The organism is Pseudomonas sp. FP2196 (genome assembly GCF_030687715.1).
Taxonomy (GTDB): Bacteria; Pseudomonadota; Gammaproteobacteria; order Pseudomonadales; family Pseudomonadaceae; genus Aquipseudomonas.
Genome location: NZ_CP117445.1, coordinates 2,855,732 through 2,880,685, shown reverse-complemented (window position 1 = coordinate 2,880,685; position 24,954 = coordinate 2,855,732). Strand labels below are relative to the sequence as shown.

The window sequence follows — 24,954 nt, the reverse complement described above, 5'->3', positions numbered from 1 at the left end:
ATGGACTTGCAGAACTATCTGGCCCGCCGCCCACCGGACTATGCCGACACGTTCGCGCTCGGCGGGTGCCTGCGAGCCATGGTTGAAGCCGGACTGGATCGTTTGCCGCTGCCGGGCAGCGGTCACACGCTGGAGCGTTTTCGGCATCTGGCTGATGTCGGCGGGCATGATCTGGGGTTATGCAAACTCTATGAAGGCCATACCGACGCGCTGGCAATCATCGAGCAATTGGGTGGTTCGCCAACGCCGGGCAGCACGTGGGGCATGTGGGCGGCAGAACCGCCGCAAGCGCGGGTGCAAGTGCGCCCCGCCGGGCACTTGGTGACGCTGCACGGACGCAAGGCCTGGTGTTCCGGCGCTGCCGCGCTGAGCCATGCGCTGCTCACCGCGTGGGATGCCGACGATCAGCAACAATTGGTCGCCGTCGCACTGGATCAACCGGGCGTGACCGTCACCGATCAAGGCTGGCAAGCGGTCGGTATGGGCGCGACCGGCAGCGTCGAAGTACTGTTCGACGGCGCCGAAGCGCAGGCCATCGGTAACCCCGGCGATTACCTGCAACGCCCGGGTTTCTGGCAGGGCGGGATCGGCATCGCAGCGTGTTGGTATGGCGCTGCGCGGCACATCGGTGAATGCCTGCGCAAACACTGTGCCCATCGAGACGAGCCGCATGCCCTCGCCCATCTCGGCGCGGTCGACACTGCCTTGCAGGCGGCCGCCGATGTCCTGCGCTTCAGCGCGTTGCACATCGATGCAAATCCTGAGGACAGCGCCGAACTGCTGGCCCGGCGCGCCCGCGCCGTGGTGGAACAATCTGCCGAGCACGTGATCCGCGAAGCCGGGCGTGCCCTGGGGGCCGGGCCCTATTGCAAGGATCGGCATTTCGCCCGGCTGATCGCCGATCTGCCGGTGTTTCTGCGTCAAAGCCACGCCGAACGCGACCTCGCCGCCCTCGGCCAATTGGTTGCCGATCAACCCGAAGAGGCATGGATGCTATGAACGCCGTCAAGAAAGAGAATCCGATCGTCGGCCAAGGCACGTCCCTGCACCAGTGGCAGGGTTCGCGGCAACTGGCGCAACTGGACAGCATTGATATTCAAAGTCTGGTTCCGCCGGGCGCAAGAGCAATAATCATCGCGCCACACCCGGACGATGAAGTACTCGGTTGCGGCGGCTTGCTGCAATTGCTTGCCGCTGCGGGCCGCCCGCTGCAATTGATCTCGGTCACCGACGGCTGTGCCAGTCATCCCGGCTCCGAGCGCTGGCCGGTGGAGCGCCTGAGCGTGATCCGCCCGCAGGAATCCGCCGAAGCGCTACGGCGCCTCGGCCTGCCCATGCATCGATTGAAATGGCTGCGTGGCGGTTTCACTGACACGCAAGTAGCGGCGCAAGAAGCTGAGCTGAGCGACTTTATCGAGCGGCATCTGCGCCCCGATGATGTCATTTTTACCACTTGGCGCGAGGACGGCCATTGCGACCACGAGGCTGTCGGTCGCGCCAGTATCGAAGCGGCGCGCAGAGTCGGCGCAACCTGCCATGAGCTACCCGTGTGGACATGGCACTGGGCAACGCCTGAAGACACGTTGGTGCCGTGGCAACGGGCACGCAAGATTCTGCTGTCGCCTGAGCAAGTGGCGCGCAAACGCCACGCAGTACACGCCTTCGCCAGCCAACTGGAAGGCGACGTGGCCGCCGGACTCGGCCCGGTGCTGGCGCCGTACGTGCTCGATCGCCTGCTGCAGCCGTTCGAAGTGGTGTTTCTATGAGCGTCGAGGATCGTTACTTCGAAGGCCTGTTCGCCGGCAACGATGACCCTTGGGCGTTCCGCCAGCGCTGGTATGAGCAACGCAAACGCGCAATGACCCTCGCCGCTTTGCCGCGTGCGCATTACCGGTCAATTTTCGAGCCGGGCTGCGCCAATGGCGAGTTGAGTGCCGAACTGGCCGGTCGCTGTGACCGACTTCTGTGCTGTGACACGGCGAGCGCTGCGGTGAATCTGGCGACCACCCGATTGAGCCTGTTTGATCACACCGAAGTACGCCAAAGTCGTTTGCCCGGCGACTGGCCGGAGGAAAAATTCGACCTGATTGTATTTAGCGAGATCGGCTACTACCTCGACAGTAAAGATCTGACAGAAGTAATCCGCCAGATCAGCGATTCCCTGACCGCCGACGGCCAACTGCTGGCCTGCCACTGGCGCCCCCCCATCGACGGCTGCCCGTTGAATGCACGGCAGGTTCACGACTTGATCCACGAACAATTGCACTTGCCGCGCGTGGTGCTGCATCAGGAGGCCGACTTTATTCTTGAAGTATGGAGTCGCGAACCGCGCTCGGTGGCGGCGCTGGAGGGTTTGCGATGATTGGCATTTTGATCCCGGCACACAACGAAGAAGACCTGCTCGACGACTGCCTGAACGCCGCGCTAAGGGCCAGCCGGCACGGTTTGCTCGCTGGCGAACGGGTTGAAGTGCTGGTGGTGCTCGACAGTTGCACTGATCGCTCGGCGCAGATCGTCAGCGGCTATCCGGTGCAGAGCCTGCATATTGATGCGCGCAATGTCGGCCAGGCCCGTGCCGCCGGCGCGCAGCTGTTGCTTGAGCGCGGGGCGCGCTGGATCTCCTGCTCCGACGCCGACAGCCGCGTCGCCGATGACTGGCTGGTGGCGCAGCTCGGGTTGGGTGCGGACGCGGTATGCGGCACGGTCACTGTCGAGCGCTGGCATGAATCGTTCGATGAAGCGGCACAAATCCACTACCACCGTCACTATCGGGCCTGTGACGGCCATCGTCATATCCACGGTGCCAATCTTGGCGTCAGCGCCGATGCCTATCGCTGGGCCGGAGGCTTTAAACCGCTGGCCTGCGACGAAGACGTGCAATTGGTGCGGGAGCTGGAATTGGTCGGCGCGAACATCGCCTGGAGCCATCGCCCACAAGTGCATACCAGCGCCCGCTTCGACAGCCGCGCGCGTGGCGGATTTGGCGACTACTTGCGAAATCTGGCACAGATGAAACAAAAAAAAGCGGATCAGATTGATCTGTGACGCGACGAACCACGCTTCATGAGCAATACTCTGCTGCGCGGCAATCCAGGGTTCGGAGCACCGCACGGCAATCAACCAGCCTTCACGGGTCGGCCGCGTCGGATATTCGGGACTGCGAGCACGATTGAGGGCGAGACAACACAAGGACGTCGTACCCATGAAACCGTTATCGCTCATCGAAAACAGCCCGTCGGCGCAAATCTGGAACAGCGCCCCGCAACTCGACAATATTCCCGTCATCAACACCCGCAGTCTGGTGCCGCCCGGCGCCCGCGCCGTGGTGATCGCCCCGCACCCCGGGGACGAAGTGGTGACCTGCGGCGGCCTGCTGCAATTACTCTCAAGTCTTGGTCATCCGCTGCAACTGCTCTCCATCACCGACGGCAGTGCCAGCCACCCCGGCTCGCGCCAATGGTCGGAAAAACGCCTGAGCGTATTTCGCCCGCAGGAAAGCGTCGAAGCCCTGCGTCGCCTCGGCCTGCCGATGCACAGCCTGAAATGGGTGCGCGGCGGTTTCACCGACAACGCCCTGACCGACCAGCATGTTCAACTGACCGAGTTCATCGGCCGCTACTTGCGGCCCGGTGACGTGGTGTTCAGCACTTGGCGCGGGGATGGCAACGACGATCATGAGGCGGTGGGTCGCGCCGCCGCCGAAGCTGCCGAACTGGCCGGTGGGACCTTCCACGATGTGCCGGTCTGGGCCTGGCACTGGCCAGAGCGCGATCAAAAACTGATCCCTTGGCAGCGCGCACGCAAACTGCGCCTCGACACTTGGACCGTCGCGCGCAAAAGCCACGCCACCCACGCCTACGCCAGCCAGCTCAAGGGCGAACCGGCGATCGGCATCGCCCCGATGCTGCCACCGGTGATTCTGGAGCGGATGCGTTTGCCCTATGAAATCGTCTTCGTCTGACGGCCGCGGGAAGCATGCGTCTGCCACACTGAATTATCTTTAACGACCACCACCGCCCTCTGTGGAGCAGTCGCAGGTTGCGATCCTTTGCTGCTTGAACTCGCACATCTCGATGACCCATAACGAATGATGTGATGGATGTGCTGGGCCGGCAGATTCAGTGGCGGGTCTGATTGGCGAGCAAGAAAAACGCGAACACCTCCCTTCCAATGCAGGAGCGAGCCTGCACGGTTATGTGGGCTGATCCAAAGGAACTGTCGTCCTGCCGCATCAGTCGCATGAACAGATAGCCACGATTCATAGGAGCGAACGTGTCCAGCGACCCCAAGCGTCACGCCGTCGACGCCCCCGTCATTCATCGCCTGCGCGTGCTGACGGTCAATACCCACAAGGGCTTCACCGCGCTTAACCGGCGTTTCATCCTCCCGGAGCTGCGCGAAGCAGTGCGCAGCACCTCGGCCGATCTTGTGTTCCTGCAGGAAGTCGTGGGTGAACACGAACGCCATTCCAGCCGCTATAACGAATGGCCGCAAACCTCGCAATACGAATTTCTCGCCGACAGCATGTGGAGCGACTTCGCTTATGGGCGCAACGCGGTCTATCCCGACGGCCACCATGGCAACGCCCTGCTGTCGAAATACCCGATTCGCGAATACCGCAACCTTGATGTGTCGATCACCGGCCCCGAGCGCCGTGGGTTATTGCACTGTGTGCTGGACGTGCCGGGGCATGCCGAAGTCCACGCGATCTGCGTGCATTTGAGTCTGCTCGAAAGCCATCGCCAATTGCAGCTGCAACTGCTCTGTCAGTTGCTTGAGTCGCTGCCTGAGGATGCACCGGTGATCATCGCCGGTGACTTCAATGACTGGCAGTTGCAGGGCAATGTCGCCCTCGCCCGTCGCGAATATCTGCACGAAGCCTTCGAACGCCATCACGGGCGCCCGGCCAAGACGTATCCGGCCCGTTTTCCATTGTTGCGCCTGGACCGCATCTATCTGCGCAACGCCAGCAGCCACGATCCGCAGATCCTCGGCAACAAGCCGTGGACGCACCTCTCCGATCACCTGCCGCTCGCGGTTGAAGTGCATCTTTGACGGGTTGCGATAATACCGTCTGTCAGAACTGTTTGATCAGCGCGGAAAAATAACTACACCTTAAAAAGCTGAAGGATCGGCATTTTCAAAACGTTAGGGTACAGATCTCACGTAGTTTATTAGCTTCGGAGGCTTTTAGATCAAGCACCCACCCAAGGATGAATTCCCCATTGGCTAAAGCAGGGAATTGCCGTGATGCGATCTATCAGATCTCTGAGAATTTTGCCGCACACCTTTATTTTGCCCGCCTCCCTGGTGCTGCTCGTCAGTCCACCAGCCTGGTCGGCGTGTGTGTTGACGCCCGGCGCGGGGAACGACGCCTACACCTGCGACAGTGACAGCAGCGGCCCGCTCACCGACCTCTCAGGTAACAACAGCCTGACCCTCCCCGCCAACGGCACCGGCCAGATCAACGGCAGCGTGACCTTCGGCGGTGGTGCTGACCGGGTAGAAATCAATTCCGGCGTCATCACCCTCGCTGTCAACCAGGGCAGCGGTATTGATGACTTTGTGATGACTGGTGGTTCGATCGGTTTCCTCGCACAAGGCGACGGTCGCGACACCTTCCTCATGACCGGCGGCACCATCGTTGCAGCCTTCGAGGACGGCGATATCGCGCGCATGACCGGCGGCACCATCGGCCGGGTCGACATGAAACTCGACAACAATATTTTCGATATGTCGGGCGGGCAGGTTCTGGGCAATCTGGTCACCGGTTTCGGCACCGACACCATCATCGTGACCGGAGGCCGCATTGGCGGTAACGTCAGCGTCAGCGGCGGCAACGACAGCATCACCGTAAGCGGTGGCGAAATTGTTGGCCAGATTCGCGCCAGTACCGGTGACGACCGCTTGCTGTGGGATGGCGGCATCATCCGTTCAGCGATCCTGATGGACGTCGGCGATGACAGCGCCACCCTGCGTAACCTCGACGACAGCATCCTCGCCCTCACCCCCAACGTCGATGGCGGCGCAGGCAATGATGTATTGACCTTCGACAATACGCGTACGGCTCTGCCCACGCGCTTCATCAACTGGGAAACAGTCAATCTGAACAACGGCTCGCAACTGGATCTGGGCTCAAGCAACCTTGTGCTGGGTGATGCCGGGACCGGCAGTGGCGAGCTGAATGTCGATGCCAACAGCGTCGTGCTGTCGACGCAAGGTACGGTGTCTGCGGCAGTGGCCGGGCAAGCGGTGAAGTTCAACAACTCAGGCGTCATTGACCTGACTCAGGGCAACAGCCGCACCGACGACACGCTGACCGTACAAGGCGACTACGTCGGCAACAGTGGCCAGTTGTTATTGCAAAGTGTGGTGGCAGGCGACGACTCGCCCAGCGATAAACTGGTGGTCAACAACGGCAGCCTGAGTGGCGGGACAGTGATCAGCGTCACCAATCTTGGCGGGCTGGGCGCGCTGACTCTGGTCAACGGCATTCAACTGGTGCAGGCGCAAGGCAGCACGGTCAGCGCCGATAACGCCTTTACTCTGAACGGCCCGGTTTCCGCCGGGGCCTACGACTATTACCTGTTCAAGGGCGGCGTGACTGCCGGTACTGAAAACAGCTGGTACTTGCGCTCGGCCATTGTCGCGCCACAAGTGGTGAGTGTGCCTAACCCTGATCCGACCTTGCCGCCGATTCTGGTGCCTGTGGTTGCCGCACCGATCGCGGCCGTGGCTCCTGCTGGCAGTCCGCCGTTGCCGGTTTTGCCCGCAGCCGTGGCGGGGGCCGCGCCTATTCCGCTGTACCGTCCAGAAGTTCCGACCTGGTCGGTGCTGCCGCCTGCCGCCGCGCAACTGACCCTCAACGCGCTGGGGACTTTCCATGATCGTCAGGGCGACCAGCGCTTGCTCAACGAAACCGGCGCGTTCGGTGCAGGTTGGGGCCGGGTCTATGGGAAAAATCTAGAGCAAACCTGGGCCGGCACGGTCACCCCGCGCCTGGACGGATCGCTCAACGGCTTTCAGGTCGGCAATGACCTGTACAGCTCGCAGACCTCCGGCGGCCAGACCCAACGCATCGGTTTCTTCGTCGGCCACAGCCGTTTACAAGGAGACGTCGATGGTTTCAATGAAGGCTTCGAGGGCAACAGCGCCGGCAAAATCAAACTTGAAGGCGACAGCTACGGCCTGTACTGGACGCTGACCGATCCCTATGGCGGGTACATCGATACCGTGGTCATGGGCACACGCTTCGATGGCGACAACCATTCAGATCGAGACATAAAACTGGACAATCGCGGGCATGCGCTGACCGTGTCGGCAGAGGCTGGCTACCCGTTGCCGATCAACGACACCTGGGTGGTCGAACCGCAAGCACAGGTCATTCACCAGAAAATATCCCTCGACAGTCAGGACGATGGCATTTCGCGCGTGTCGTTCGACTCCGACGGTGCGTGGACCGGCCGGCTCGGCGCGCGGATCAAGGGTCGATATGAAGTCAGCGGTTTGCCCGTAGAACCCTACCTGCGCGCCAACTTTTGGCATACGTTTTCCGGCACCGATTCGGTGACGTTTGGCGACAGCGATGTGATCAGCACCGAACAGAAGTCCTCAACGGCGGATCTCGGACTCGGTGTGGTGGTCACCCTCGACCGAGCCGTCAGCGTTTACGCCAGCACTGATTACAGCCGCAATATTGACAGTAATGATCTGCGCGGCGTGACGGGGAACCTGGGAATCCGGATTAGCTGGTAGACCTTCCGTCGGTAATAAAACACCTCTGGCGCGGGGCTTTCATGGCGTTTTTCCATACAAACAAACACTTAGTTATGTACAGAAAAACAAACGCTTGCGAAGCCCGATTTACCACTACCGCTCATCGTTCAATTTCTTGACGCGCGAGCACAGCTCTTCTTATCTCTACCTTACTACCCCGAGATTTACTTCCGGGGCGACCCTCAGGACACTCGCGAAATCGAGCGGCCACGGTTCGCCCCGCTCCATTCGGTCGCCCCTCGTTCGGGGTAGGAGAGACGCCATATCGAGATGCCACATGCGCTTGCAAGGTAGACCTCCATGAAAACTTCATTCAACCCACACGAGATCAAAATAAGGTTCTGCACAGTGTCGAGTTCTATCTTGCTGTGCTCATCCATGGAGGTGCAGGCCGGCCCTGCGACGGATGAAACTACCCCGTGGTATCGAGAGAACGTACCGGTCATGACCCTGCCCGCGACAGTGATCACGCCCGGCCCGCAACGCATCGACCCGCGCCCGGACCTGCAAGGGGCCAATCTCATTACAGAAGATCTCGCCCCGGGTGCCTGGGAGCAGCTTTACGGGCGCAGTGCCCGACAAGCGCAAACCGACGTGCTGTCCTCAAGCTTCGCAACGCCTGGCAGCGGTCATTTCAAAGGTCCCGCTGTCCTTACCCTGCGAAGCGGCAATGGGCCTACCCAGACCATAGGACTCATCGGCGGTCAGAACCAGATTCAAGCCAATGGCAACGGGCTGATCACCAGCCGCGCCCTCAGCGACCCGACCACCGATACGCTTAACCTCCAGGGCCAAAGCCTTGGTGCGTATTACAGCTTGACGGGCGCAAAGGGCTGGCACGTCGACCTGTCAGCCAGTGGCGGCCGGGTCAGCGGCTTCAGCCGCAACGAACAAGGTGCACGGCAAGCCACCGAAGGCAGCGCCGTCACCTTCTCGGTCGAAGGCGGTTATCCGATCGGCTTGAGCGAAAACTGGGTGGTTGAACCGCAGGCGCAATTGATCAATCAGCGCATCACCCTCGACACACCTTACGCGGGCTCTGGCAATACCTCTTCAACGGATGTGACCTCCTGGAGCGGCCGCGTTGGTGCCCGCTTGAAAGGCAGTTATGACCTGAATGGCTTGCCGGTCGAACCCTACGTGCGCACCAACCTCTGGCACACGGTGTATACCGGCAACACGGTGACACTGGATCAGGTCGACAAGATCAGCAGCAGTCGCAAATCCTCGACCGTTGAGTTGGGATTGGGATTGGTGGCGCGGGTGACGCCTGCAGTGAGTCTGTATGTGAGCGCCGATTACAGCAGTGATGTGGATGACAATGACCTGAATGGGTTGATTGGCAGCCTCGGGGTGCGGATGAGGTGGTGAGCCACTGCTTTTTCGGTGGCTGAAACGACGCCATCGCGAGCAGGCTCACTCCTACAATTTGGAATGCGTTCCTCTGTAGGAGTGAGCCTGCCCGTGATGGCAGCGACTCGGTATTCGATCAGCCCTCCGGCCGCAAGATCAACACCGCCAACGGCGGCAGATTCAACTCCAGCGACAGCGACTGGCCATGGCTCGGTACTTCCTCGGTAAACGCCCCGCCACCATTGCCATAGTTGGAACCGGCATAGGTGTCGGCATCGCTGTTGAGCAATTCCGTCCAGCGCCCGGCAAAGGGTACGCCGACCCGGTACGACTGACGCGGCACCGGCGTGAAGTTGGCCACCACCAGCACCGGCTCGCCTTCTTTGCTCCAGCGTAACCACGCGTACACGCTGTTGATCGCATCATCGCCAATCAACCACTGAAAGCCCTGCGGAGCGTCGTCCTGATCATGGAGCGCTGGTAGTTCGCGATAAAGCCGATTGAGGTCGCCCACCAGTTTCTGCACACCTTTGTGCTCGGAATACTGCAGCAAGTACCAATCGAGTTGCTGATCGTGATTCCACTCGCGCCACTGGCCGAACTCGCAACCCATGAACAACAGCTTTTTGCCCGGATGGGTCCACATGAAACTCAGGTAGGCGCGCAGGTTGGCAAACTTCTGCCAGCGGTCGCCGGGCATCTTGTCGATCAGCGAATGCTTGCCGTGCACCACTTCATCGTGGGAGATCGGCAGGATAAAGCGCTCGGACCAGGCGTAGACGAGGCCAAAACTCAACTCGTTGTGGTGATGGGCGCGGTACACCGGATCCTGCTGAATGTAGTGCAGCGAATCGTGCATCCAGCCCATGTTCCATTTGTAGGCAAAACCCAAACCGCCCTGCTGGGTGCTTTGACTGACGCCCGGCCATGCCGTGGATTCCTCGGCGATCACCAGCGCGCCCGGCGCTTCCAGTTCAACCACGTCATTCAAATGACGCAGGAAGTCGATCGCCTCCAGATTCTCCCGCCCGCCGTGGCGGTTAGGCACCCATTCGCCGGCCTTGCGCGAATAGTCGCGATAGAGCATCGAGGCCACCGCGTCGACCCGCAGGCCGTCGATATGGAAATGCTTCAACCAGTGCAGCGCCGACGCGAGCATATAGCCATGCACTTCGGTGCGACCGAGGTTGTAGATCAGCGTGTCCCAATCCTGATGAAAGCCTTCCAGCGGATTGCCGTACTCGTACAGCGCGGTGCCGTCGAATTGCGCCAGGCCGTGGGTATCGGTCGGGAAATGCGCCGGCACCCAATCGAGAATCACGCCGATATCGGCGCGGTGGCAGGCGTCGACGAACTCGCCGAATTGCTCCGGCGTGCCATAACGCGCGCTCGGGGCAAACTGCGAGAGCAATTGATAGCCCCATGAGCCACCGAAGGGGTGTTCCATGATCGGCATCAATTCGATGTGGGTGAAGCCCAGCTCTTTCACATAGGGAATCAAGCGCTCGGCCAGTTCCGGCCAGGTGTACTGACGCGCGACCTCGCCGAGATCATCCAGCTCGCACTGCCACGAACCGGCATGCAGTTCGTAGATCGACAGCGGCGCCGAATGCTTCTGCCGTTCGCGGCGGCCGTTCATCCAGTCATGATCCTGCCAGTCGACTTGCAATGGCGAGGCGACTTTCGACGCCGTGTCCGGTGGCAGGCTGGTGGCCAGCGCCATCGGGTCGGCTTTGAGCGGCAGAATCCCTTGGGCACTCAGGATTTCGTATTTGTACAACTCCCCCGCTTGCAGACGCGGGATGAACAGTTCCCAGACCCCGGATGGGTGGCGCAGACGCATCGGATGCCGACGCCCGTCCCAGACGTTGAAATCACCGACTACCGACACTCGCCGCGCATTCGGCGCCCACACGGCGAAGCGCACGCCATCGACGCCATCGACCGTTGTCAGTTGTGCGCCAAGGCAGGCGCTGAGGTCTCGGTGATTGCCTTCGGCGAACAGATACAAATCCATTTCACCGAGCAACTGGCCAAAGCTGTAGGGATCTTCCGCCACCTGCTCGCCGCCGGCCCAACGAGTGCGCAGCAGATACGGCCGCGCCTGATCGAAGTGACCGACAAACAATCCCGGCGTTTCACTTTGCTCCAACGGACCGCGTTCTTCGCCGGACTCCTTGTCCAACACCACAACGCTTAGCGCACCCGGTAAATAGGCGCGGATAAACTGCCCGCCGGCGCCATCGCCGTGCGGGCCAAGAATGGAAAACGGGTCTTGATGTTCCGCACGTACCAGCGCGTCAATATCGCTGGCTGACGGTAGCAATGCTTCTTTGACCTGACCCTGTTCCTTGTTCGAGAAACTCATGACTACTCTCCACCAAGATCGGAAAAGGGTTTAAGCCCCGTCAATAACCCATACAAACCGTGCAACGGCACGGGCAGCCACGTCGGGCGATTTTCGGCTTCATAGGCCACTTCATAGGCCGCCTTCTCCAGACCGAACAACGCCAGTGCGGCGTCGGCACCATCAGGATCTTGCCAGGCATGATCAAGACTAGCTGCCGCACGGCGATATGCCTGAACAAATGCCTCTCGAGCCTCACGCAAATAACGCTCGGCCACACGATGACGGGACGCTTCTGACTCAGGACTGTGATCGACGTTGTGCACGTTGATGGTCATCGCCGCCGCGTAATCGAATGAACGCAGCACACCACTGACGTCCTTGTAAGGACTGTGCTTGCCGCGACGCTCGCTCAATGGCCGCGCCGGTTCACCCTCGAAATCGATCAGATAGGCATCGCCCTTGATCACCAGCACCTGGCCCAGATGCAGGTCGCCATGCACGCGAATACGCAAACCGCCGACGGCTTTTTTCGCCAGTTCCTGCACATGGGCCAGGATGGTTTTTTTCTCATCGACCAGTCGCTTGACCAGTTTCTGATCTGCCGCGCTAAGCTCGCCCTGATGCTGCTTGAGCAGCTTCAACGCATGCTCCACCTGCCCGGCGACATCCTTGCCAGTGGCCTGCATATCCTTGGCCGTACTGACTTGCGGCGCAAAGTCGGCATTGTCGGTTGGCGCCGCCAGCACTTGATGCATTTCACCCAAACGCTGGCCGAGCATCCCGGCAAAATCCTTCAATTCGCTCAGCGCGTTGTAGTGCTGGTCCTGCTCGGACATGGCATCGGCCAGTTCGTCGCGCAACGCCCTTTCGAGGTTGTTCTGCGTCCATTCCCACGCGTCGCCCTGATTGCTCAGATAACCCTGGGCGATCATCAGCAGATTGTCCTCGCCCTGGCCGTCGCGGCGAATCACCGAACCGAGCAGCGGTGAGATATTGGCAAATCCGGCAGCTGTCAGGTAAGCGCTCATCTCCAGTTCCGGGTGTACGCCAGAAGCGACTTTGCGGATCAGCTTAAGTACCAGACTGTTGCCGATCACCACTGAACTGTTTGATTGCTCGGCCGACAGATATCGCACTTCGGACTCGCCACCCAGGTTGAGTTTGTCCAGATGCGGGGTCGGTTCGAAGCGGATTTCGCCTTCGGCCGACTCCAGCACGGTGTTGTTTTGCATGCCTTGCAGGACAGCGCGGATAAACGCCTCAAGGCTGAATGCATCAGTGATCAACCCGACCTGACGCACGCGGCGTACACGGGCCAGCGCCAATTGTTGCGGCAGCGCCGCGCCGACCTGATCTTCGGCAATAAAGCCAAACGGCAGTTGATAACGGCTGGTCTGGCCACCGCTGGTGACTTCGATTTCGCTGAGCAGCACCGGATGCTGCGCATCGCCAAAGCGCACACCGTAAGCCAGATTGACTTTGTCGATAGCCGCATCCTTGCCGGCAAACCAGCGGCGGTTTTGCAGCCAGCTCGGCAGAATGCCCTGCTCCAGCGTCGCGCGGGACGGCGCTTCAAGCAGTTCTTCCATGCGTTGTTTCAGCACCAGCGTGGTGAAGTCCGGCAGGCTCTGCGCCGGTTCGACGTGCCAGCTAGGCATCTGGTTTTCAGTCGCCAGTGCGAACCAATAGAAGCCGTACGGCGCCAGGGTCAGGAGGAAATTCAATTGGCCAATAGGCGGGAATGCATTACCGCCGAGCATCTCCACCGGCACCATGCCGACGTAGGCCGACAGATCCAGTTCCGCCGCTTGCGCACTGCGCGACACGTTGGCCACGCAGAGAATGATTTCGTGCTTGCCATCAGCATCGGTGAATTCGCGGGTGTAGGCCAGAATCCGCCGGTTGCTCGGCGAGAGCATCTTCAGCGTGCCACGGCCGAACGCCTTGGATTGCTTGCGCACGGCGAGCATGCGCCGCGTCCAGTTGAGCAACGAATGCGGGTCGCCGGCCTGGGTTTCGACATTGACCGACAAGTAGCCGTACTGCGGGTCCATGATCGGAGGCAGCACCAGGCTGGCCGGGTCAGCGCGGGAGAAACCGCCGTTGCGGTCGATTGACCACTGCATCGGTGTACGCACGCCATCGCGGTCGCCGAGGTAGATGTTGTCGCCCATGCCGATTTCATCGCCGTAATACAGGGTCGGCGTGCCCGGCATCGATAGCAGCAGGCTGTTGAGCAACTCGACTCGGCGGCGATCGCGCTCCATCAACGGCGCCAAACGCCGACGAATGCCGAGGTTGATTCGCGCGCGGCGGTCAGCGGCGTAGTAATTCCACAGGTAGTCGCGCTCCTTGTCGGTCACCATCTCCAGCGTCAGTTCGTCGTGGTTGCGCAAGAAAATCGCCCATTGGCAGTTGGCGGGGATTTCCGGGGTCTGACGCAGAATATCGGTGATCGGGAAACGATCTTCCTGGGCCAGCGCCATGTACATCCGCGGCATCAGCGGGAAGTGAAACGCCATGTGGCATTCGTCGCCATTCAGGCCTGCGGCATCGGTGTCACCGAAGTACAACTGGGTGTCTTCCGGCCATTGGTTGGCCTCGGCCAGCAACATGCGGTCGGGATAATTCGCATCAATCTCGGCGCGGATCTGCTTGAGGACGTCGTGGGTTTCCGGGAGGTTTTCGTTGTTGGTGCCATCGCGTTCGATCAGATACGGAATCGCGTCGAGACGCAGGCCGTCGATGCCCATGTCCAGCCAGTAGCGCATAACCGAGAGCACGGCTTTCATCACTTGCGGGTTATCGAAGTTCAGGTCTGGCTGGTGCGAGTAGAAACGGTGCCAGAAGTACTGCCCGGCGACCGGGTCCCAGGTCCAGTTGGACTTTTCCGTGTCGAGGAAAATGATCCGCGTGCCGTCGTATTTCTGGTCGTCATCTGACCACACGTAAAAATCCCGCGCCGCTGAACCCGGCTTGGCTTTGCGCGCACGCTGAAACCACGGGTGCTGATCGGAGGTGTGGTTGATGACCAGTTCGGTGATCACCCGCAAACCGCGTTTATGCGCCTCGGCGATAAAGCGCTTGGCGTCGGCCATGGTCCCGTAATCACTGTGTACGCCACGGTATTCGGCGATGTCGTAGCCATCATCACGGCGTGGTGACGGGTAGAACGGCAGAAGCCAGATGGTGTTGACGCCGAGTTCGGCAATGTAATCAAGTTTGGCGATCAGGCCGGGAAAGTCACCGATACCGTCGTTGTTGGAGTCGAAAAACGATTTGACGTGAACCTGATAGATCACCGCGTCCTTGTACCAGAGCGGGTCTTTGATGAAGGTGGCTGCCTTGGGTTTCTTCGCCATGTGAAACTCCTGTTCAATTCTAGAAAAGCCGTGAGCCGATCACCTGACTCCAACTCAATGAGCAACCTGTGGGAGCGAGCCTGCTCGCGAATGCGGATCAACATTCAGCAAAAATGTCGCCTGCAAAATTGCTTTCGCGAGCAGGCTCGCTCCCACAGGAGATCTGTGTTCAGGTAGTAATCCGCCAAATGCCGAATGGCTGGTAAGCCGGATCTAAGCGCATGAACTGATATTTGCCGTGCCAGTCCCAGCGATGCCCGTTCATGAGGTCTTCGCCGTGGGTCGTGGCATCATCAGGCAAGCCCATTTCCCACAACGGCAGTTCGAAATTCGCTTCCTGCACGTTGTGTGGATCAAGGTTCACCGCCACCAGAATGAAGTTGCTGCCGTCAAAGCTGCGCTTGCCGAAATACAGAATGTTGTCATTCCAGGCGTTGTAGATCGTCAGGCCCAGATGCGTGTGCAACGCCGGGTTCTGTCGACGGATGCGGTTGAGTTGGGCGATCTCGGCAATGATGTTGCCGGGCGCAGTGAAATCGCGGACGCGGATCTCGTACTTCTCCGAATCGAGATATTCCTCCTTGCCCGGCACCGGCGCCGCTTCGCACAGTTCATAACCGGAATACATGCCCCACAGGCCCGAACCCATGGTTGCCAGTGCCGCGCGAATGAGGAAACCCGCGCGCCCGGACTCATGCAGGAACGCCGGGTTGATGTCCGGCGTATTGACAAAGAAATTGGGCCGGTAGCATTCACGCCACGGCGATTCATTCAGCTCGGTGAAATAAGCGGCCAGCTCGGATTTGGTATTGCGCCAGGTGAAATAGGTGTAGCTCTGCGTGTAGCCGACCTTGCCCAGACGCGCCATCATCGCCGGCGTGGTGAACGCTTCGGCGAGGAAGATCACTTCAGGATGCAGCGCCCGCACATCGGCGATCAGCCATTGCCAGAACGGCAGCGGCTTGGTGTGCGGATTATCGACGCGAAAGATCTTCACGCCCTCCTCGACCCAGCCGACAACAATGTCACGCAGCTCGACCCACAGGCTCGGGATCGCGTCCGGCGCATAGAAATCGACATTGACGATGTCCTGATATTTCTTCGGCGGGTTCTCGGCGTATTTGATCGTGCCGTCGGGGCGCCAGTTGAACCAGCCGGGATGCTGCTTGAGCCACGGGTGATCCTGAGAACACTGGATGGCGAAATCGAGGGCGATTTCCAGACCATGATCGGCGGCGGCAGCCACCAAACGGCGGAAGTCTTCGCGGGTGCCAAGTTGCGAGTGAATCGCCTCGTGGCCGCCCTCCTCGCTACCGATGGCATAAGGACTGCCCGGATCATCCGGGCCGGCAGTCAGGGAATTGTTGCGACCCTTGCGGTGGGCGCGGCCGATCGGGTGGATGGGCGTGAAGTACAACACGTCGAACCCCATGTCCTGAATCATCGGCAACCGAGAGTGGACATCGTTAAAGGTGCCGTGACGGTTGGGATCATCGGTGATCGAGCGCGGAAACAGTTCATACCAACTGGCGAATTCAGCCAGCTCACGTTCGACATCCATGGGGAACTCGGGGCTCACGCTCAGATACGCGCGGTGATCGGCTTGGGCCATCAATTGCGCACTGCGCGAGTGCAGAAACAGCGCCACCTGCTCGGTTTCGAGCAGACCGGACAGTTCGTGATGCAGGGCGGCGAGTTGTTCGCTCAGCTGACCTTCGCTGCGCTCGGCGGCCTGTTGCACCATGGTTCGGCCTTCTTGCAGTTCCAGCGAGACGGGCACGCCGGCGGTGTGTTTCTTTTCCAGTTCGTACTGAAAACTGGCGAAATGATCGATCCATGCTTCGATGCAGTACACAAAACGACCCTGATGCTCAGGGCGGAACTGACCTTTCCAGCCGTTATTGCCCTGATCGGCCATGACCTCGCTTTGCCAGGTGTCTTCACCCTCCTCACGCCAGCGAATGCGCACCGCCAGTTTGTCGTGACCGTCGGCAAATACCTTGCTGGTGACGACCACGTCGCGTCCGGCAATCGACTTCACGGCGAACTGGCCGCCGTCGAGGGTCGGCATGGTGTTTTCGATGACAATGCGTGGTAACAGCAATGCCTGCGACAGCGGCATGTGCGGGTTGTAGCTCAGCTCTGAGGGTTTTTCAGCAGTCATTGAGCATCTCTCCTTAACGCCCAAAGGACGCTCTTGTAGCGGATCAGTTTTCGCAACGAAGCGCCTGCCCCGCAATGAACTCACTTAGGTTCCGAGCAGCCTGCGCCGGGAAAAGTTCAGCGAAATTTGCCTGGTTGAAAAAGCGGATCGAATTCGCCGAGAGGTGGTCAACTCACTTAAGCACTTCTCACGCCATGTGCCACACGGAGGTCTATCTGATGAACATCCCGATCCCGGCTGAAACCCCTGATCCGAACATCGACAACCCGACGATTACCGAGACCGAGCCTCAACCGATTCCCGAGCAGGAACCGCCAGGCACCACGCCACCACCGAAGGAAGAACCACCGACGACCATGCCGCCGGTGATCCTTTAAGCTCGCATGCCCCTGGCAGGAGCTGCCGAAGGCTGCGATCTCTTGATCCTGGTTTTAACAATCAAAATCAAAAGATCGCAGCCTTCGGCAGCTCCTGCAGGGTTCTAAAGGTGGTCATTCTTCTGGTCGTCCTTCTCGAACAACCTGACGATCCGTGGCATCAAGTTGAAAATCCCCAACGCCAGCATCGTGCTGAGCAGCGCCGTCGCTTCTCTGCCCAAACCGGCTGCGACCCCGATGGCAGCGGTCATCCATAACCCGGCCGCCGTGGTCAGGCCTTTGACGTGGCCTTCATCGCCTTCCTGATTTTTCAGAATGGTGCCGGCGCAGAGGAAGCCAACCCCTGCAATCACTCCCTGCAATACCCGGCTCATCGCGTCAGACTCAGCCCCCGAGGTTTGCGGCACCAGGACAAACAGCGCCGCCCCCAGCGCCACCAGCATGTGCGTGCGTACACCGGCAGCCTTGCCCTTGTGTTCACGCTCGAATCCGAGAATCCCGCCCAACACCGCCGCCATCAGCAGGCGCACGGTGATCCGCGTGAGCTGTGAGGCATCGCCGATGTCGGCGAATTCCGCTTGCAGGGTTACCCACACTTCATGCCACCACGCGTTCATCCTGCCGTCCTTCCAAGAGGTTTATAGAGGATGGACAGCGGCGACCATTAATCAGTTGCGCAGAACGATTGGCAAAGCCTGGGCCCTAACGTTTCAGACCCCCCTGGAAAAAGGACAGCCACCATGACCGTTCGAATCGAAAACCAGACCTGCTTTTTCACCGTTGAAAACGGCGAGCAGATCCGCTTGTGCGAGGACGTGACAGTGATCACCGACAGTGAAAAATCCATGTCGGCCGTGGAAATCGAAGGCCAGCGTATTTACATCACCGAAGCAGAAGCCGACGCCTTGACCGTGGCCGGAGCCATAGACGGGCGTAAGCACCTGAAGGCAGAAGAGAGTGATTCGGTGATCTGACTGACTCAGATCAACACCCCACGCAAACGCCTGGGATAGGCGTTTGCCCCCTTGTCTGTGGGCTGCTTCAAGTTGTCGCAGGGTCTGAGCCCGACACCATCTGATCCGCTTTTTATTGAAATACCTGAGTCTGTTATGCAAACAGATCGGCGCTCATAGTGCATCGGCCTGATGGAGGCTGATGAGCGAACGACCATGAGCGAACAAATCCCCGTCCGAACCGTAGAAGCAACGCCGACAATAGCTCCTCATATAAAAAAGGTGCCCGCACGCCCAATGAAGGCGACGGCCAAATCCAGCGACAACCAGATCCACACCCGCAGCTTCACCGGCCTGTTTCGTAACCTGCGCATCAGTGGTGCGGGGTTTCTGTTTTTGCTGTTCTTCGGCACCGTGTGGCTGAACTGGGGCGGGCGTCAGGCTGTTCTATGGGATCTTTCCGAGAGCAAATTCCACATCTTCGGCGCAACCTTTTGGCCACAGGATTTCATCCTGCTCTCGGCTCTGCTGATCATTGCTGCATTCGGCCTGTTCGCCATCACCGTGTTCGCCGGGCGGGTCTGGTGCGGGTACACCTGCCCGCAGAGTTCGTGGACGTGGATCTTCATGTGGTGCGAGAAGATCACCGAAGGCGAGCGCAACCAGCGGATCAAACTGCAAGCCGCGCCATGGGGCCTCAACAAACTGGCCCGGCGCGCGGCCAAGCACACGCTGTGGCTGGCAATCAGCGTCATGACCGGCCTGACCTTCGTCGGCTACTTCACCCCGATCCGGCCACTGGCCGAAGAACTGCTGACCCTGCAAATCGGCGGAGTCAGCCTGTTCTGGGTGCTGTTCTTCACCGCCGCCACCTACATCAATGCCGGTTGGCTGCGTGAAGCGGTGTGCATGCACATGTGCCCGTACGCGCGGTTCCAGAGCGTGATGTTCGACAAGGACACCCTGACGATTGCCTACGACGTGGCCCGCGGCGAAAACCGTGGCCCGCGCAAGCGTGATGTGAAACCGGTTGAGGCCGGACTGGGCGATTGCATCGACTGTCAGTTGTGCGTGCAGGTGTGCCCGACCGGCATCGACATCCGCGACGGTTTGCAGATGGAGTGCATTGGTTGCGCGGCGTGCATCGACGCCTGTGATTCGATCATGGACAAGATGAACTACCCACGCGGTTTGATCCGCTACAGTTCCGAGCGCGAATTGCAGGGCGGCAAAACGCATCTGCTGCGACCACGGCTGATCGGTTACGTCGCGGTGTTGCTGGTGATGATCGGTGCGCTGGCACTGGCCCTGGTGGAACGTCCCATGGTGTCGCTGGACGTGACCAAGGATCGCGGACTGTTTCGTGAAAATGGTCAGGGCCAGATCGAAAACATCTACTCGCTGAAAGTCATCAACAAGACCCAGCAGCGCCAGAACTACAACCTGACCTTGGTGGACGGTGACGGCTTCCAGTTGCAAGGCAAGACCGAACTGAGCCTGGCACCGGGTGAGATTGTCGATGTGCCGGTATCGGTGGCGATGACTACGGATCGGCCGAGCAGCAGCTCGCAGACGTTGAGTTTCAAGATTGCCGACAGCAATGAGCCAGAGGTTTACAGCGTGGCGAAGAGCAGGTTTGTGGCGCCGATGAATCGTTGAGCCGTTAGAATCGTTTCCCCTCACCCCAGCCCTCTCCCGAGGGGAGAAGGCTAGGCTGAGGGGCTTTTCCCATGACACCCATCAATCAACAAGCACCAAGGTTCCTCGATGAAACGCTACGAAAAATTCGCCGATGACATCGCTGAACTGATCCGCTCCGGCGTGCTCGGCCCCGGCCAGCGCGTGCCCTCGGTGCGTTACGCCAGCCAGACCTACGGCGTCAGCCCGTCCACGGTATTCCAGGCCTATTACCTGCTCGAACGCCGTGGCCTGATCCGCGCCCGCCCGCGCTCCGGCTATTTCGTCAACACCCACGCCCCCAGTCCGTTCTCGGAGCCGGTGATCAGCAGCCACGTCAACGATTCGACAGAGGTCGACGTCAGCGAACTGGTGTTCTCCGTGTTGGAATCGATCAAGGACCCCAGCACCGTACCGTTCGGTTCGGCGTTCCCCAGCCCGACGCTGTTCCCGCTGCAACGCCTGTCCCGCTCGCTGGCCAGCGCCGCCCGGGAGATGGACCCGCGCATGGTGGTCACCGACATGTCGCCGGGCAACCCGCAACTGCGCCGGCAGATCGCCCTGCGCTATATGGTCGGCGGGCTGATGCTGCCGATGGAAGAACTGCTGATCACCAATGGCGCCCTCGAAGCGCTGAACCTGTGTCTGCAAGCCGTAACCGAACCGGGCGACCTGGTGGCCATCGAAGCCCCGGCGTTCTACGCCAGCCTGCAAGTGCTTGAACGGCTGAAACTCAAAGCCGTGGAAATCCCCGTGCATCCGCGCGATGGCATCGACCTTGGCGTACTCGCGCAGACGCTGGAGCGCCACCCGATCAAGGCCTGCTGGTGCATGACCAGTTTCCAGAACCCGATGGGCGCGACCATGCCCGAGGCGAAGAAGCAGGAACTGGTCGAACTGCTGCGCCGCCATCAAGTGCCGCTGATCGAAGACGATGTCTACGCCGAGCTCTATTACGGCCAGCAAGCGCCGAAACCGGCCAAGGCCTTCGACACTGAGGGTTTGGTGATGCATTGCGGCTCATTCGCCAAAAGCCTGGCCCCCGGCTATCGCATCGGCTGGGTCGCTGCCGGGCGTTACGCGCAGAAGATCGAACGGCTGAAACTGATGACCTCGCTGTGCGCCTCGATGCCGGCTCAAGCGGCGATTGCCGACTACCTGCAACACGGCGGCTACGACCGGCATCTGCGCAAATTGCGTTATGCGCTGGAAGAACAGCAAAGCGCGATGCTCGCGGCTATTGCCCGTTACTTCCCGGCGCAAACCCGGGTCAGCCAACCGGCGGGCGGCTACTTCTTGTGGCTGGAACTGCCACCGCAGATGGATTCGTTGAAGTTGTTTCAGATGGCGCTGGCGCAGGGCATCAGCATTGCGCCAGGGCCGATTTTTTCGCCAACCCAGCGGTTCAGGAATTGTATCCGCTTGAATTACGGCAGCCCGTGGACCGAGGATTCGGAGAAGGCGATGGAGACGTTGGGGCGGATTGTGCGGTCGTTCTGACAGATTGATGTTGCCTGCAATGGCCCCATCGCTGGCAAGCCAGCTCCCACAGGGATTTGTGTTGAACACAGAGTTTGTGAACTGCATCGAAACCGGTGGGAGCTGGCTTGCCAGCGATGGGGCCCGACATGACGCTATCAATCCCCGGTATTACCGCCCGCCCCCCAGATCAACAAACGTCCCCGTCGCATAAGAAGCCTTGTCCGACAACAACCAGACAATCGCCTCCGCCACTTCATCCGGGCGCCCGCCCCGGGCCATCGGGATCGCCGACTCAAGCTTGCTGACCCGATCCGGATCGCCGCTCAGGGCATGGAAGTCGGTGTAGATGTAACCCGGACGCACCGCATTCACGCGAATTCCTTCGCCTGCCACTTCCTTGGACAACCCGATGGTAAAGGTGTCGAGCGCGCCTTTGGACGCGGCGTAATCGACGTATTCATTGGGCGAACCGAGTCGCGAGGCAACCGACGACACATTGACGATACTGCCGCCCTGCCCGCCGTGCTTGGGCGACATGCGCAGGATCGCGTGCTTGGCGCAGAGGATCGGCGCCAGGACATTGGTTTTCATGATTTTAAGGATGCGAAATTCAGACATTTCGTCGACCCGCGATTTCTGTCCGACAGTGCCGGCGTTGTTCACCAATGCAGTGACCCGACCCAGTTCGGTGTCGACTCGATGAAACAGGGCGATCACTTCGTCCTCGATGCTGACGTCGGCGCGTACCGCGATGGCCTGTGCGCCCAACGCGCGGACTTGCTCCAGCACGCTTTGCGCGGCCTGTTCATCTGACTGGTAGTTAATGCAGATCCGATAGCCCTGCCTGGCAGCCAGCAGCGCCGTAGCGGCGCCAATCCCGCGCCCGCCACCGGTGATCACAATGACTTTATCCATGCTGGCCTTTCCCCTGAATGCACACGTAACAGTCGGGAGGAAGAATAACCGCCATTGGCGGGTTTTGCATGAGGTGTGTTGCGCCAATGCTTACCCCGAAAAACCCAAGTGAAAACACCCTGTGGCGAGGGGATTTATCCCCTCGCCACAGATGCCTGTCCGAAGTCAGACCAACGCGAGCTTCTCGCCCCACACAATGTCACGCATGAACTGATCCGCCGGCTTCGGATACCCCAGCAGATACCCTTGCAGCGAATCACAGCCCAGTTGCGTCAGGAAATCCTGCTGCGAACCCGTTTCCACGCCTTCCGCCACAATCCGCAGCCCCAGCGCCTGCCCCAACGCAACAATCGCAGACACGATGGCCGCATCGTCGCTGTCATGCTCCAGATCCCGTACAAACCCACGGTCGATCTTCAGCTCATTGGCCGGCAAACGCTTGAGGTACATGAGGCTCGAATAACCGGTACCGAAGTCATCAATGGACAGGTCGACCCCCATGTCCGACAACTCCTGCAACACCGTCATGCTTGCATCGGCATCGCTCATTGCCGTGGTTTCGGTGATTTCCAGGGTCAGGCTATTCGCAGGCAAATGGTGCGTAGCCAAGGCTTTGGCAACACTTCGGACCAATCCGGCATGGCAGAACTGCAACGCCGACAGATTCACCGCGATACGCCAGTCGGTGTAGCCCAGCACGTACCACTCGCGCATCTGCCGGCAGGCTTCGTTGAGCACCCACTCGCCGATTGGAATGATCAGGCCGGTTTTCTCCGCCATATCGATAAACTTGTCTGGCATCAGCATGCCGTGGACCGGATGTTGCCAGCGCAACAACGCTTCGGCACCCACCGGATGACCGCTGGCGGCATCGAACTTGGGTTGGTAATGCAGGCTGAACTGGCGGTGCTCCAGTGCCGCGCGCAAGTCCTGCAACAGTTGCAACTGTTTGCGTGCGTTGGTGTTCATCGACGCATCGAAGAAGCTGTAACCGTTCTTGCCGCCACCCTTGGCGTGATACATCGCCGCGTCGGCGTTCATGAGCAGTTCCGGGGCGTTCTGGCCATTGCCCGGATACAGGGCAATGCCGACGCTGGCGGATATCTGCAAGTCATGTTCGGCCACACGAAACGGCTGCGCGATCAGGCTGACCTGGCGTGCCGCCAATCCCAATGCATCATCGGGCTCGGTCAGGCGCACCAGCAACACGAACTCATCGCCGCCGATGCGTGCCAGCGTGTCGAGGCTGCGCAAATCTTCGCGCAAGCGCACACCGACTTCGCGCAGCAGTTGATCGCCCAGGTGATGGCCAAAAGCATCATTGACCGGTTTGAAGCCGTCCAGATCAATGAACATCAAGGCAAAACAGCCGCCCTGCTCCTGGACTTTCTTGATCGCCTGATTGATCCGGTCGTCGAGCAGCATGCGGTTTGGCAAACCGGTCAGGGTGTCGTGCAGCGCCAGTTGCGTGAGTTCGCGGTTGGCCACCGTCAACGAGTGCGCCAGATCGGCGGTGCGCGCTTCAAGCCGTGCATCGAGGATTGAGGTCAACAAGGCAATCGTCAGCACCGCTAGCGTGGTGATCAGCACCAGGCTGTCCAGACCATTGCCCTTCAGACCGTTGAGCGTAGCGCCGCAGAAACTGCCGTCAGGAAATTGCGCAGCGGCCATGCCGGTGTAATGCATGCCGACAATGGCGATGCCCATGATCACCGCAGCCCCGGCGCGAATCAGCCGTACGTAGGGCGAATGCTGGCGCAGGCGAAAAGCAATCCACAACGCCGCGGCCGAGGCACCGATGGCAATCAGTAACGAGGCGCCAAACAGCGTCGGGTCGTAATCGATCCCGGGGGTCATGCGCATCGCCGCCATGCCGGTGTAATGCATGGCACTGATACCGGCGCCCATGATCAGCGAACCAAAAGCCAACTGCAAAATCGGCAATTTCGGCTGACTGACCAACCACAAGGCAAAACCACAGGACAGCACCGCGATCAGCAGCGACAGCGCCGTGAGGGTGATGTCGTAGCCCAGATCGATAGGCAGTTTGAACGCGAGCATGCCGATGAAGTGCATCGACCAGACACCCACCCCCATGGCGAACGCGCCCCCGGCTGTCCAGAAATGCACGGCACGGCCCTTGGCTGTTGCAATGCGTCCGGTAAGGTCGAGGGCGGTGTAGGACGCGAGGATCGCTACACACAACGAAATGAAAACCAGGGTGGAGGAATAACTACCGATGAGCATGCGGATTCTCATGACTACCCAAACCGGATCGCGTCCATTCTCGGTCGGGCAAATGCGGCGATTGTACTGATTGCACAGCAGAACGCACTGACAAAGTAACCAAACTGCCATCAACCCGATGAAACGCTTGTTCGATAGTCCTGCAAGCCTCTGGTCCGGTGTTTACGGCTAACACTGAACCCCTGTGGCGGGGGATGAATCCCGTTGGCCTGCGAAGTAGCCCTGGAACCATCCAACGCGGTGTTTCAGGACTGGTTGGGTTGCAGGGATTGGGGCTGGTTCCTCCACCACAGGTCAT

18 protein-coding genes are annotated in these 24,954 nt (G+C 60.0%); 12 read left to right on the top strand and 6 right to left on the bottom strand.

Annotated elements, in window-relative coordinates:
• The 8 genes from PSH79_RS12915 (at position 1) to PSH79_RS12880 (ending at position 9,147) form a co-directional block, all read left to right on the top strand.
• Positions 1-999, top strand: coding sequence for an acyl-CoA dehydrogenase family protein (locus PSH79_RS12915; protein WP_305443946.1), 999 nt, complete (start codon positions 1-3; stop codon positions 997-999).
• Positions 996-1,766, top strand: a complete 771-nt coding sequence (locus PSH79_RS12910; protein ID WP_305443944.1) for a PIG-L deacetylase family protein — start codon at positions 996-998, stop codon at positions 1,764-1,766. Before PSH79_RS12915 ends, PSH79_RS12910 begins: the two co-directional genes overlap by 4 nt.
• Positions 1,763-2,362: an SAM-dependent methyltransferase gene (locus tag PSH79_RS12905; protein WP_305443461.1), complete on the top strand. Its 600-nt coding sequence runs from the start codon at positions 1,763-1,765 to the stop codon at positions 2,360-2,362. Before PSH79_RS12910 ends, PSH79_RS12905 begins: the two co-directional genes overlap by 4 nt.
• Entirely contained in the window at positions 2,359-3,045 is a 687-nt protein-coding gene (locus PSH79_RS12900; RefSeq protein ID WP_305443459.1) for a glycosyltransferase family 2 protein, read from the top strand. The genes PSH79_RS12905 and PSH79_RS12900 overlap by 4 nt, the downstream gene beginning before the upstream one ends.
• A gap of 157 nt (positions 3,046-3,202) precedes the next feature.
• Positions 3,203-3,961 carry a PIG-L deacetylase family protein gene (locus PSH79_RS12895; RefSeq protein WP_305443458.1) on the top strand — a complete coding sequence of 253 codons (759 nt, stop codon included), beginning with the start codon at positions 3,203-3,205 and terminating at the stop codon, positions 3,959-3,961.
• 311 nt (positions 3,962-4,272) lie between these two features.
• Complete coding sequence (locus PSH79_RS12890; RefSeq protein ID WP_305443455.1) at positions 4,273-5,055, top strand: endonuclease/exonuclease/phosphatase family protein; 783 nt, start codon at positions 4,273-4,275, stop codon at positions 5,053-5,055.
• 195 nt (positions 5,056-5,250) lie between these two features.
• Positions 5,251-7,755, top strand: coding sequence for an autotransporter outer membrane beta-barrel domain-containing protein (locus PSH79_RS12885; protein ID WP_305443453.1), 2,505 nt, complete (start codon positions 5,251-5,253; stop codon positions 7,753-7,755).
• A gap of 321 nt (positions 7,756-8,076) precedes the next feature.
• Positions 8,077-9,147: an autotransporter outer membrane beta-barrel domain-containing protein gene (locus tag PSH79_RS12880; protein ID WP_305443451.1), complete on the top strand. Its 1,071-nt coding sequence runs from the start codon at positions 8,077-8,079 to the stop codon at positions 9,145-9,147.
• 118 nt (positions 9,148-9,265) lie between these two features.
• Here PSH79_RS12880 and glgB read toward each other — a convergent pair whose 3' ends face one another.
• The 3 genes from glgB to PSH79_RS12865 form a co-directional block, all read right to left on the bottom strand.
• Positions 9,266-11,497, bottom strand: coding sequence for a 1,4-alpha-glucan branching protein GlgB (gene glgB / locus PSH79_RS12875; RefSeq protein WP_305443449.1), 2,232 nt, complete (start codon positions 11,495-11,497; stop codon positions 9,266-9,268).
• A gap of 2 nt (positions 11,498-11,499) precedes the next feature.
• Positions 11,500-14,841 carry a maltose alpha-D-glucosyltransferase gene (treS, locus tag PSH79_RS12870; RefSeq protein WP_305443447.1) on the bottom strand — a complete coding sequence of 1,114 codons (3,342 nt, stop codon included), beginning with the start codon at positions 14,839-14,841 and terminating at the stop codon, positions 11,500-11,502.
• A 169-nt stretch (positions 14,842-15,010) separates the two neighbouring features.
• Positions 15,011-17,005 carry an alpha-1,4-glucan--maltose-1-phosphate maltosyltransferase gene (locus PSH79_RS12865; protein ID WP_305443444.1) on the bottom strand — a complete coding sequence of 665 codons (1,995 nt, stop codon included), beginning with the start codon at positions 17,003-17,005 and terminating at the stop codon, positions 15,011-15,013.
• Positions 17,006-17,223: 218 nt separating this feature from the next.
• Between PSH79_RS12865 and PSH79_RS12860 the strand changes: the two genes are divergently transcribed.
• On the top strand, positions 17,224-17,382 hold the full coding sequence (locus tag PSH79_RS12860) for a hypothetical protein (RefSeq protein WP_305443442.1): 159 nt from the start codon (positions 17,224-17,226) through the stop codon (positions 17,380-17,382).
• 104 nt (positions 17,383-17,486) lie between these two features.
• Here PSH79_RS12860 and PSH79_RS12855 read toward each other — a convergent pair whose 3' ends face one another.
• On the bottom strand, positions 17,487-17,999 hold the full coding sequence (locus PSH79_RS12855) for an MgtC/SapB family protein (protein WP_305443441.1): 513 nt from the start codon (positions 17,997-17,999) through the stop codon (positions 17,487-17,489).
• Positions 18,000-18,122: 123 nt separating this feature from the next.
• On the opposite strand from PSH79_RS12855, the gene PSH79_RS12850 reads away from it, so the two are divergent.
• The 3 genes from PSH79_RS12850 to mapR all read left to right on the top strand — a co-directional run bounded on the left by PSH79_RS12850 (position 18,123) and on the right by mapR (position 21,512).
• Positions 18,123-18,356, top strand: a complete 234-nt coding sequence (locus PSH79_RS12850; RefSeq protein WP_305443440.1) for a DUF3203 family protein — start codon at positions 18,123-18,125, stop codon at positions 18,354-18,356.
• 195 nt (positions 18,357-18,551) lie between these two features.
• Positions 18,552-19,994 (top strand): cytochrome c oxidase accessory protein CcoG, encoded by a 1,443-nt coding sequence (gene ccoG, locus PSH79_RS12845; RefSeq protein WP_305443438.1) that lies wholly within the window; start codon positions 18,552-18,554, stop codon positions 19,992-19,994.
• A 108-nt stretch (positions 19,995-20,102) separates the two neighbouring features.
• Positions 20,103-21,512, top strand: coding sequence for a GntR family transcriptional regulator MpaR (mapR, locus tag PSH79_RS12840; RefSeq protein ID WP_008087199.1), 1,410 nt, complete (start codon positions 20,103-20,105; stop codon positions 21,510-21,512).
• 150 nt (positions 21,513-21,662) lie between these two features.
• Here mapR and PSH79_RS12835 read toward each other — a convergent pair whose 3' ends face one another.
• Positions 21,663-22,409: an SDR family oxidoreductase gene (locus PSH79_RS12835; RefSeq protein WP_305443433.1), complete on the bottom strand. Its 747-nt coding sequence runs from the start codon at positions 22,407-22,409 to the stop codon at positions 21,663-21,665.
• Between the two features lie 165 nt (positions 22,410-22,574).
• Positions 22,575-24,656, bottom strand: coding sequence for a bifunctional diguanylate cyclase/phosphodiesterase (locus PSH79_RS12830; protein WP_305443431.1), 2,082 nt, complete (start codon positions 24,654-24,656; stop codon positions 22,575-22,577).
• Positions 24,657-24,954: the final 298 nt, after the last annotated feature.

What these genes read in the sequence shown, in the direction of transcription:
- PSH79_RS12915 (WP_305443946.1), top strand. Translation starts at nt 1, where the DNA reads ATGGACTTGCAGAACTATCTGGCCCGCCGCCCACCGGACTATGCCGAC.
- PSH79_RS12910 (WP_305443944.1), top strand. Translation starts at nt 996, where the DNA reads ATGAACGCCGTCAAGAAAGAGAATCCGATCGTCGGCCAAGGCACGTCC.
- PSH79_RS12905 (WP_305443461.1), top strand. Translation starts at nt 1,763, where the DNA reads ATGAGCGTCGAGGATCGTTACTTCGAAGGCCTGTTCGCCGGCAACGAT.
- PSH79_RS12900 (WP_305443459.1), top strand. Translation starts at nt 2,359, where the DNA reads ATGATTGGCATTTTGATCCCGGCACACAACGAAGAAGACCTGCTCGAC.
- PSH79_RS12895 (WP_305443458.1), top strand. Translation starts at nt 3,203, where the DNA reads ATGAAACCGTTATCGCTCATCGAAAACAGCCCGTCGGCGCAAATCTGG.
- PSH79_RS12885 (WP_305443453.1), top strand. Translation starts at nt 5,251, where the DNA reads ATGCGATCTATCAGATCTCTGAGAATTTTGCCGCACACCTTTATTTTG.
- PSH79_RS12880 (WP_305443451.1), top strand. Translation starts at nt 8,077, where the DNA reads ATGAAAACTTCATTCAACCCACACGAGATCAAAATAAGGTTCTGCACA.
- glgB (WP_305443449.1), bottom strand. Translation starts at nt 11,497, where the DNA reads ATGAGTTTCTCGAACAAGGAACAGGGTCAGGTCAAAGAAGCATTGCTA.
- treS (WP_305443447.1), bottom strand. Translation starts at nt 14,841, where the DNA reads ATGGCGAAGAAACCCAAGGCAGCCACCTTCATCAAAGACCCGCTCTGG.
- PSH79_RS12865 (WP_305443444.1), bottom strand. Translation starts at nt 17,005, where the DNA reads ATGACTGCTGAAAAACCCTCAGAGCTGAGCTACAACCCGCACATGCCG.
- PSH79_RS12860 (WP_305443442.1), top strand. Translation starts at nt 17,224, where the DNA reads ATGAACATCCCGATCCCGGCTGAAACCCCTGATCCGAACATCGACAAC.
- PSH79_RS12855 (WP_305443441.1), bottom strand. Translation starts at nt 17,999, where the DNA reads ATGAACGCGTGGTGGCATGAAGTGTGGGTAACCCTGCAAGCGGAATTC.
- PSH79_RS12850 (WP_305443440.1), top strand. Translation starts at nt 18,123, where the DNA reads ATGACCGTTCGAATCGAAAACCAGACCTGCTTTTTCACCGTTGAAAAC.
- ccoG (WP_305443438.1), top strand. Translation starts at nt 18,552, where the DNA reads ATGAGCGAACAAATCCCCGTCCGAACCGTAGAAGCAACGCCGACAATA.
- mapR (WP_008087199.1), top strand. Translation starts at nt 20,103, where the DNA reads ATGAAACGCTACGAAAAATTCGCCGATGACATCGCTGAACTGATCCGC.
- PSH79_RS12835 (WP_305443433.1), bottom strand. Translation starts at nt 22,409, where the DNA reads ATGGATAAAGTCATTGTGATCACCGGTGGCGGGCGCGGGATTGGCGCC.
- PSH79_RS12830 (WP_305443431.1), bottom strand. Translation starts at nt 24,656, where the DNA reads ATGCTCATCGGTAGTTATTCCTCCACCCTGGTTTTCATTTCGTTGTGT.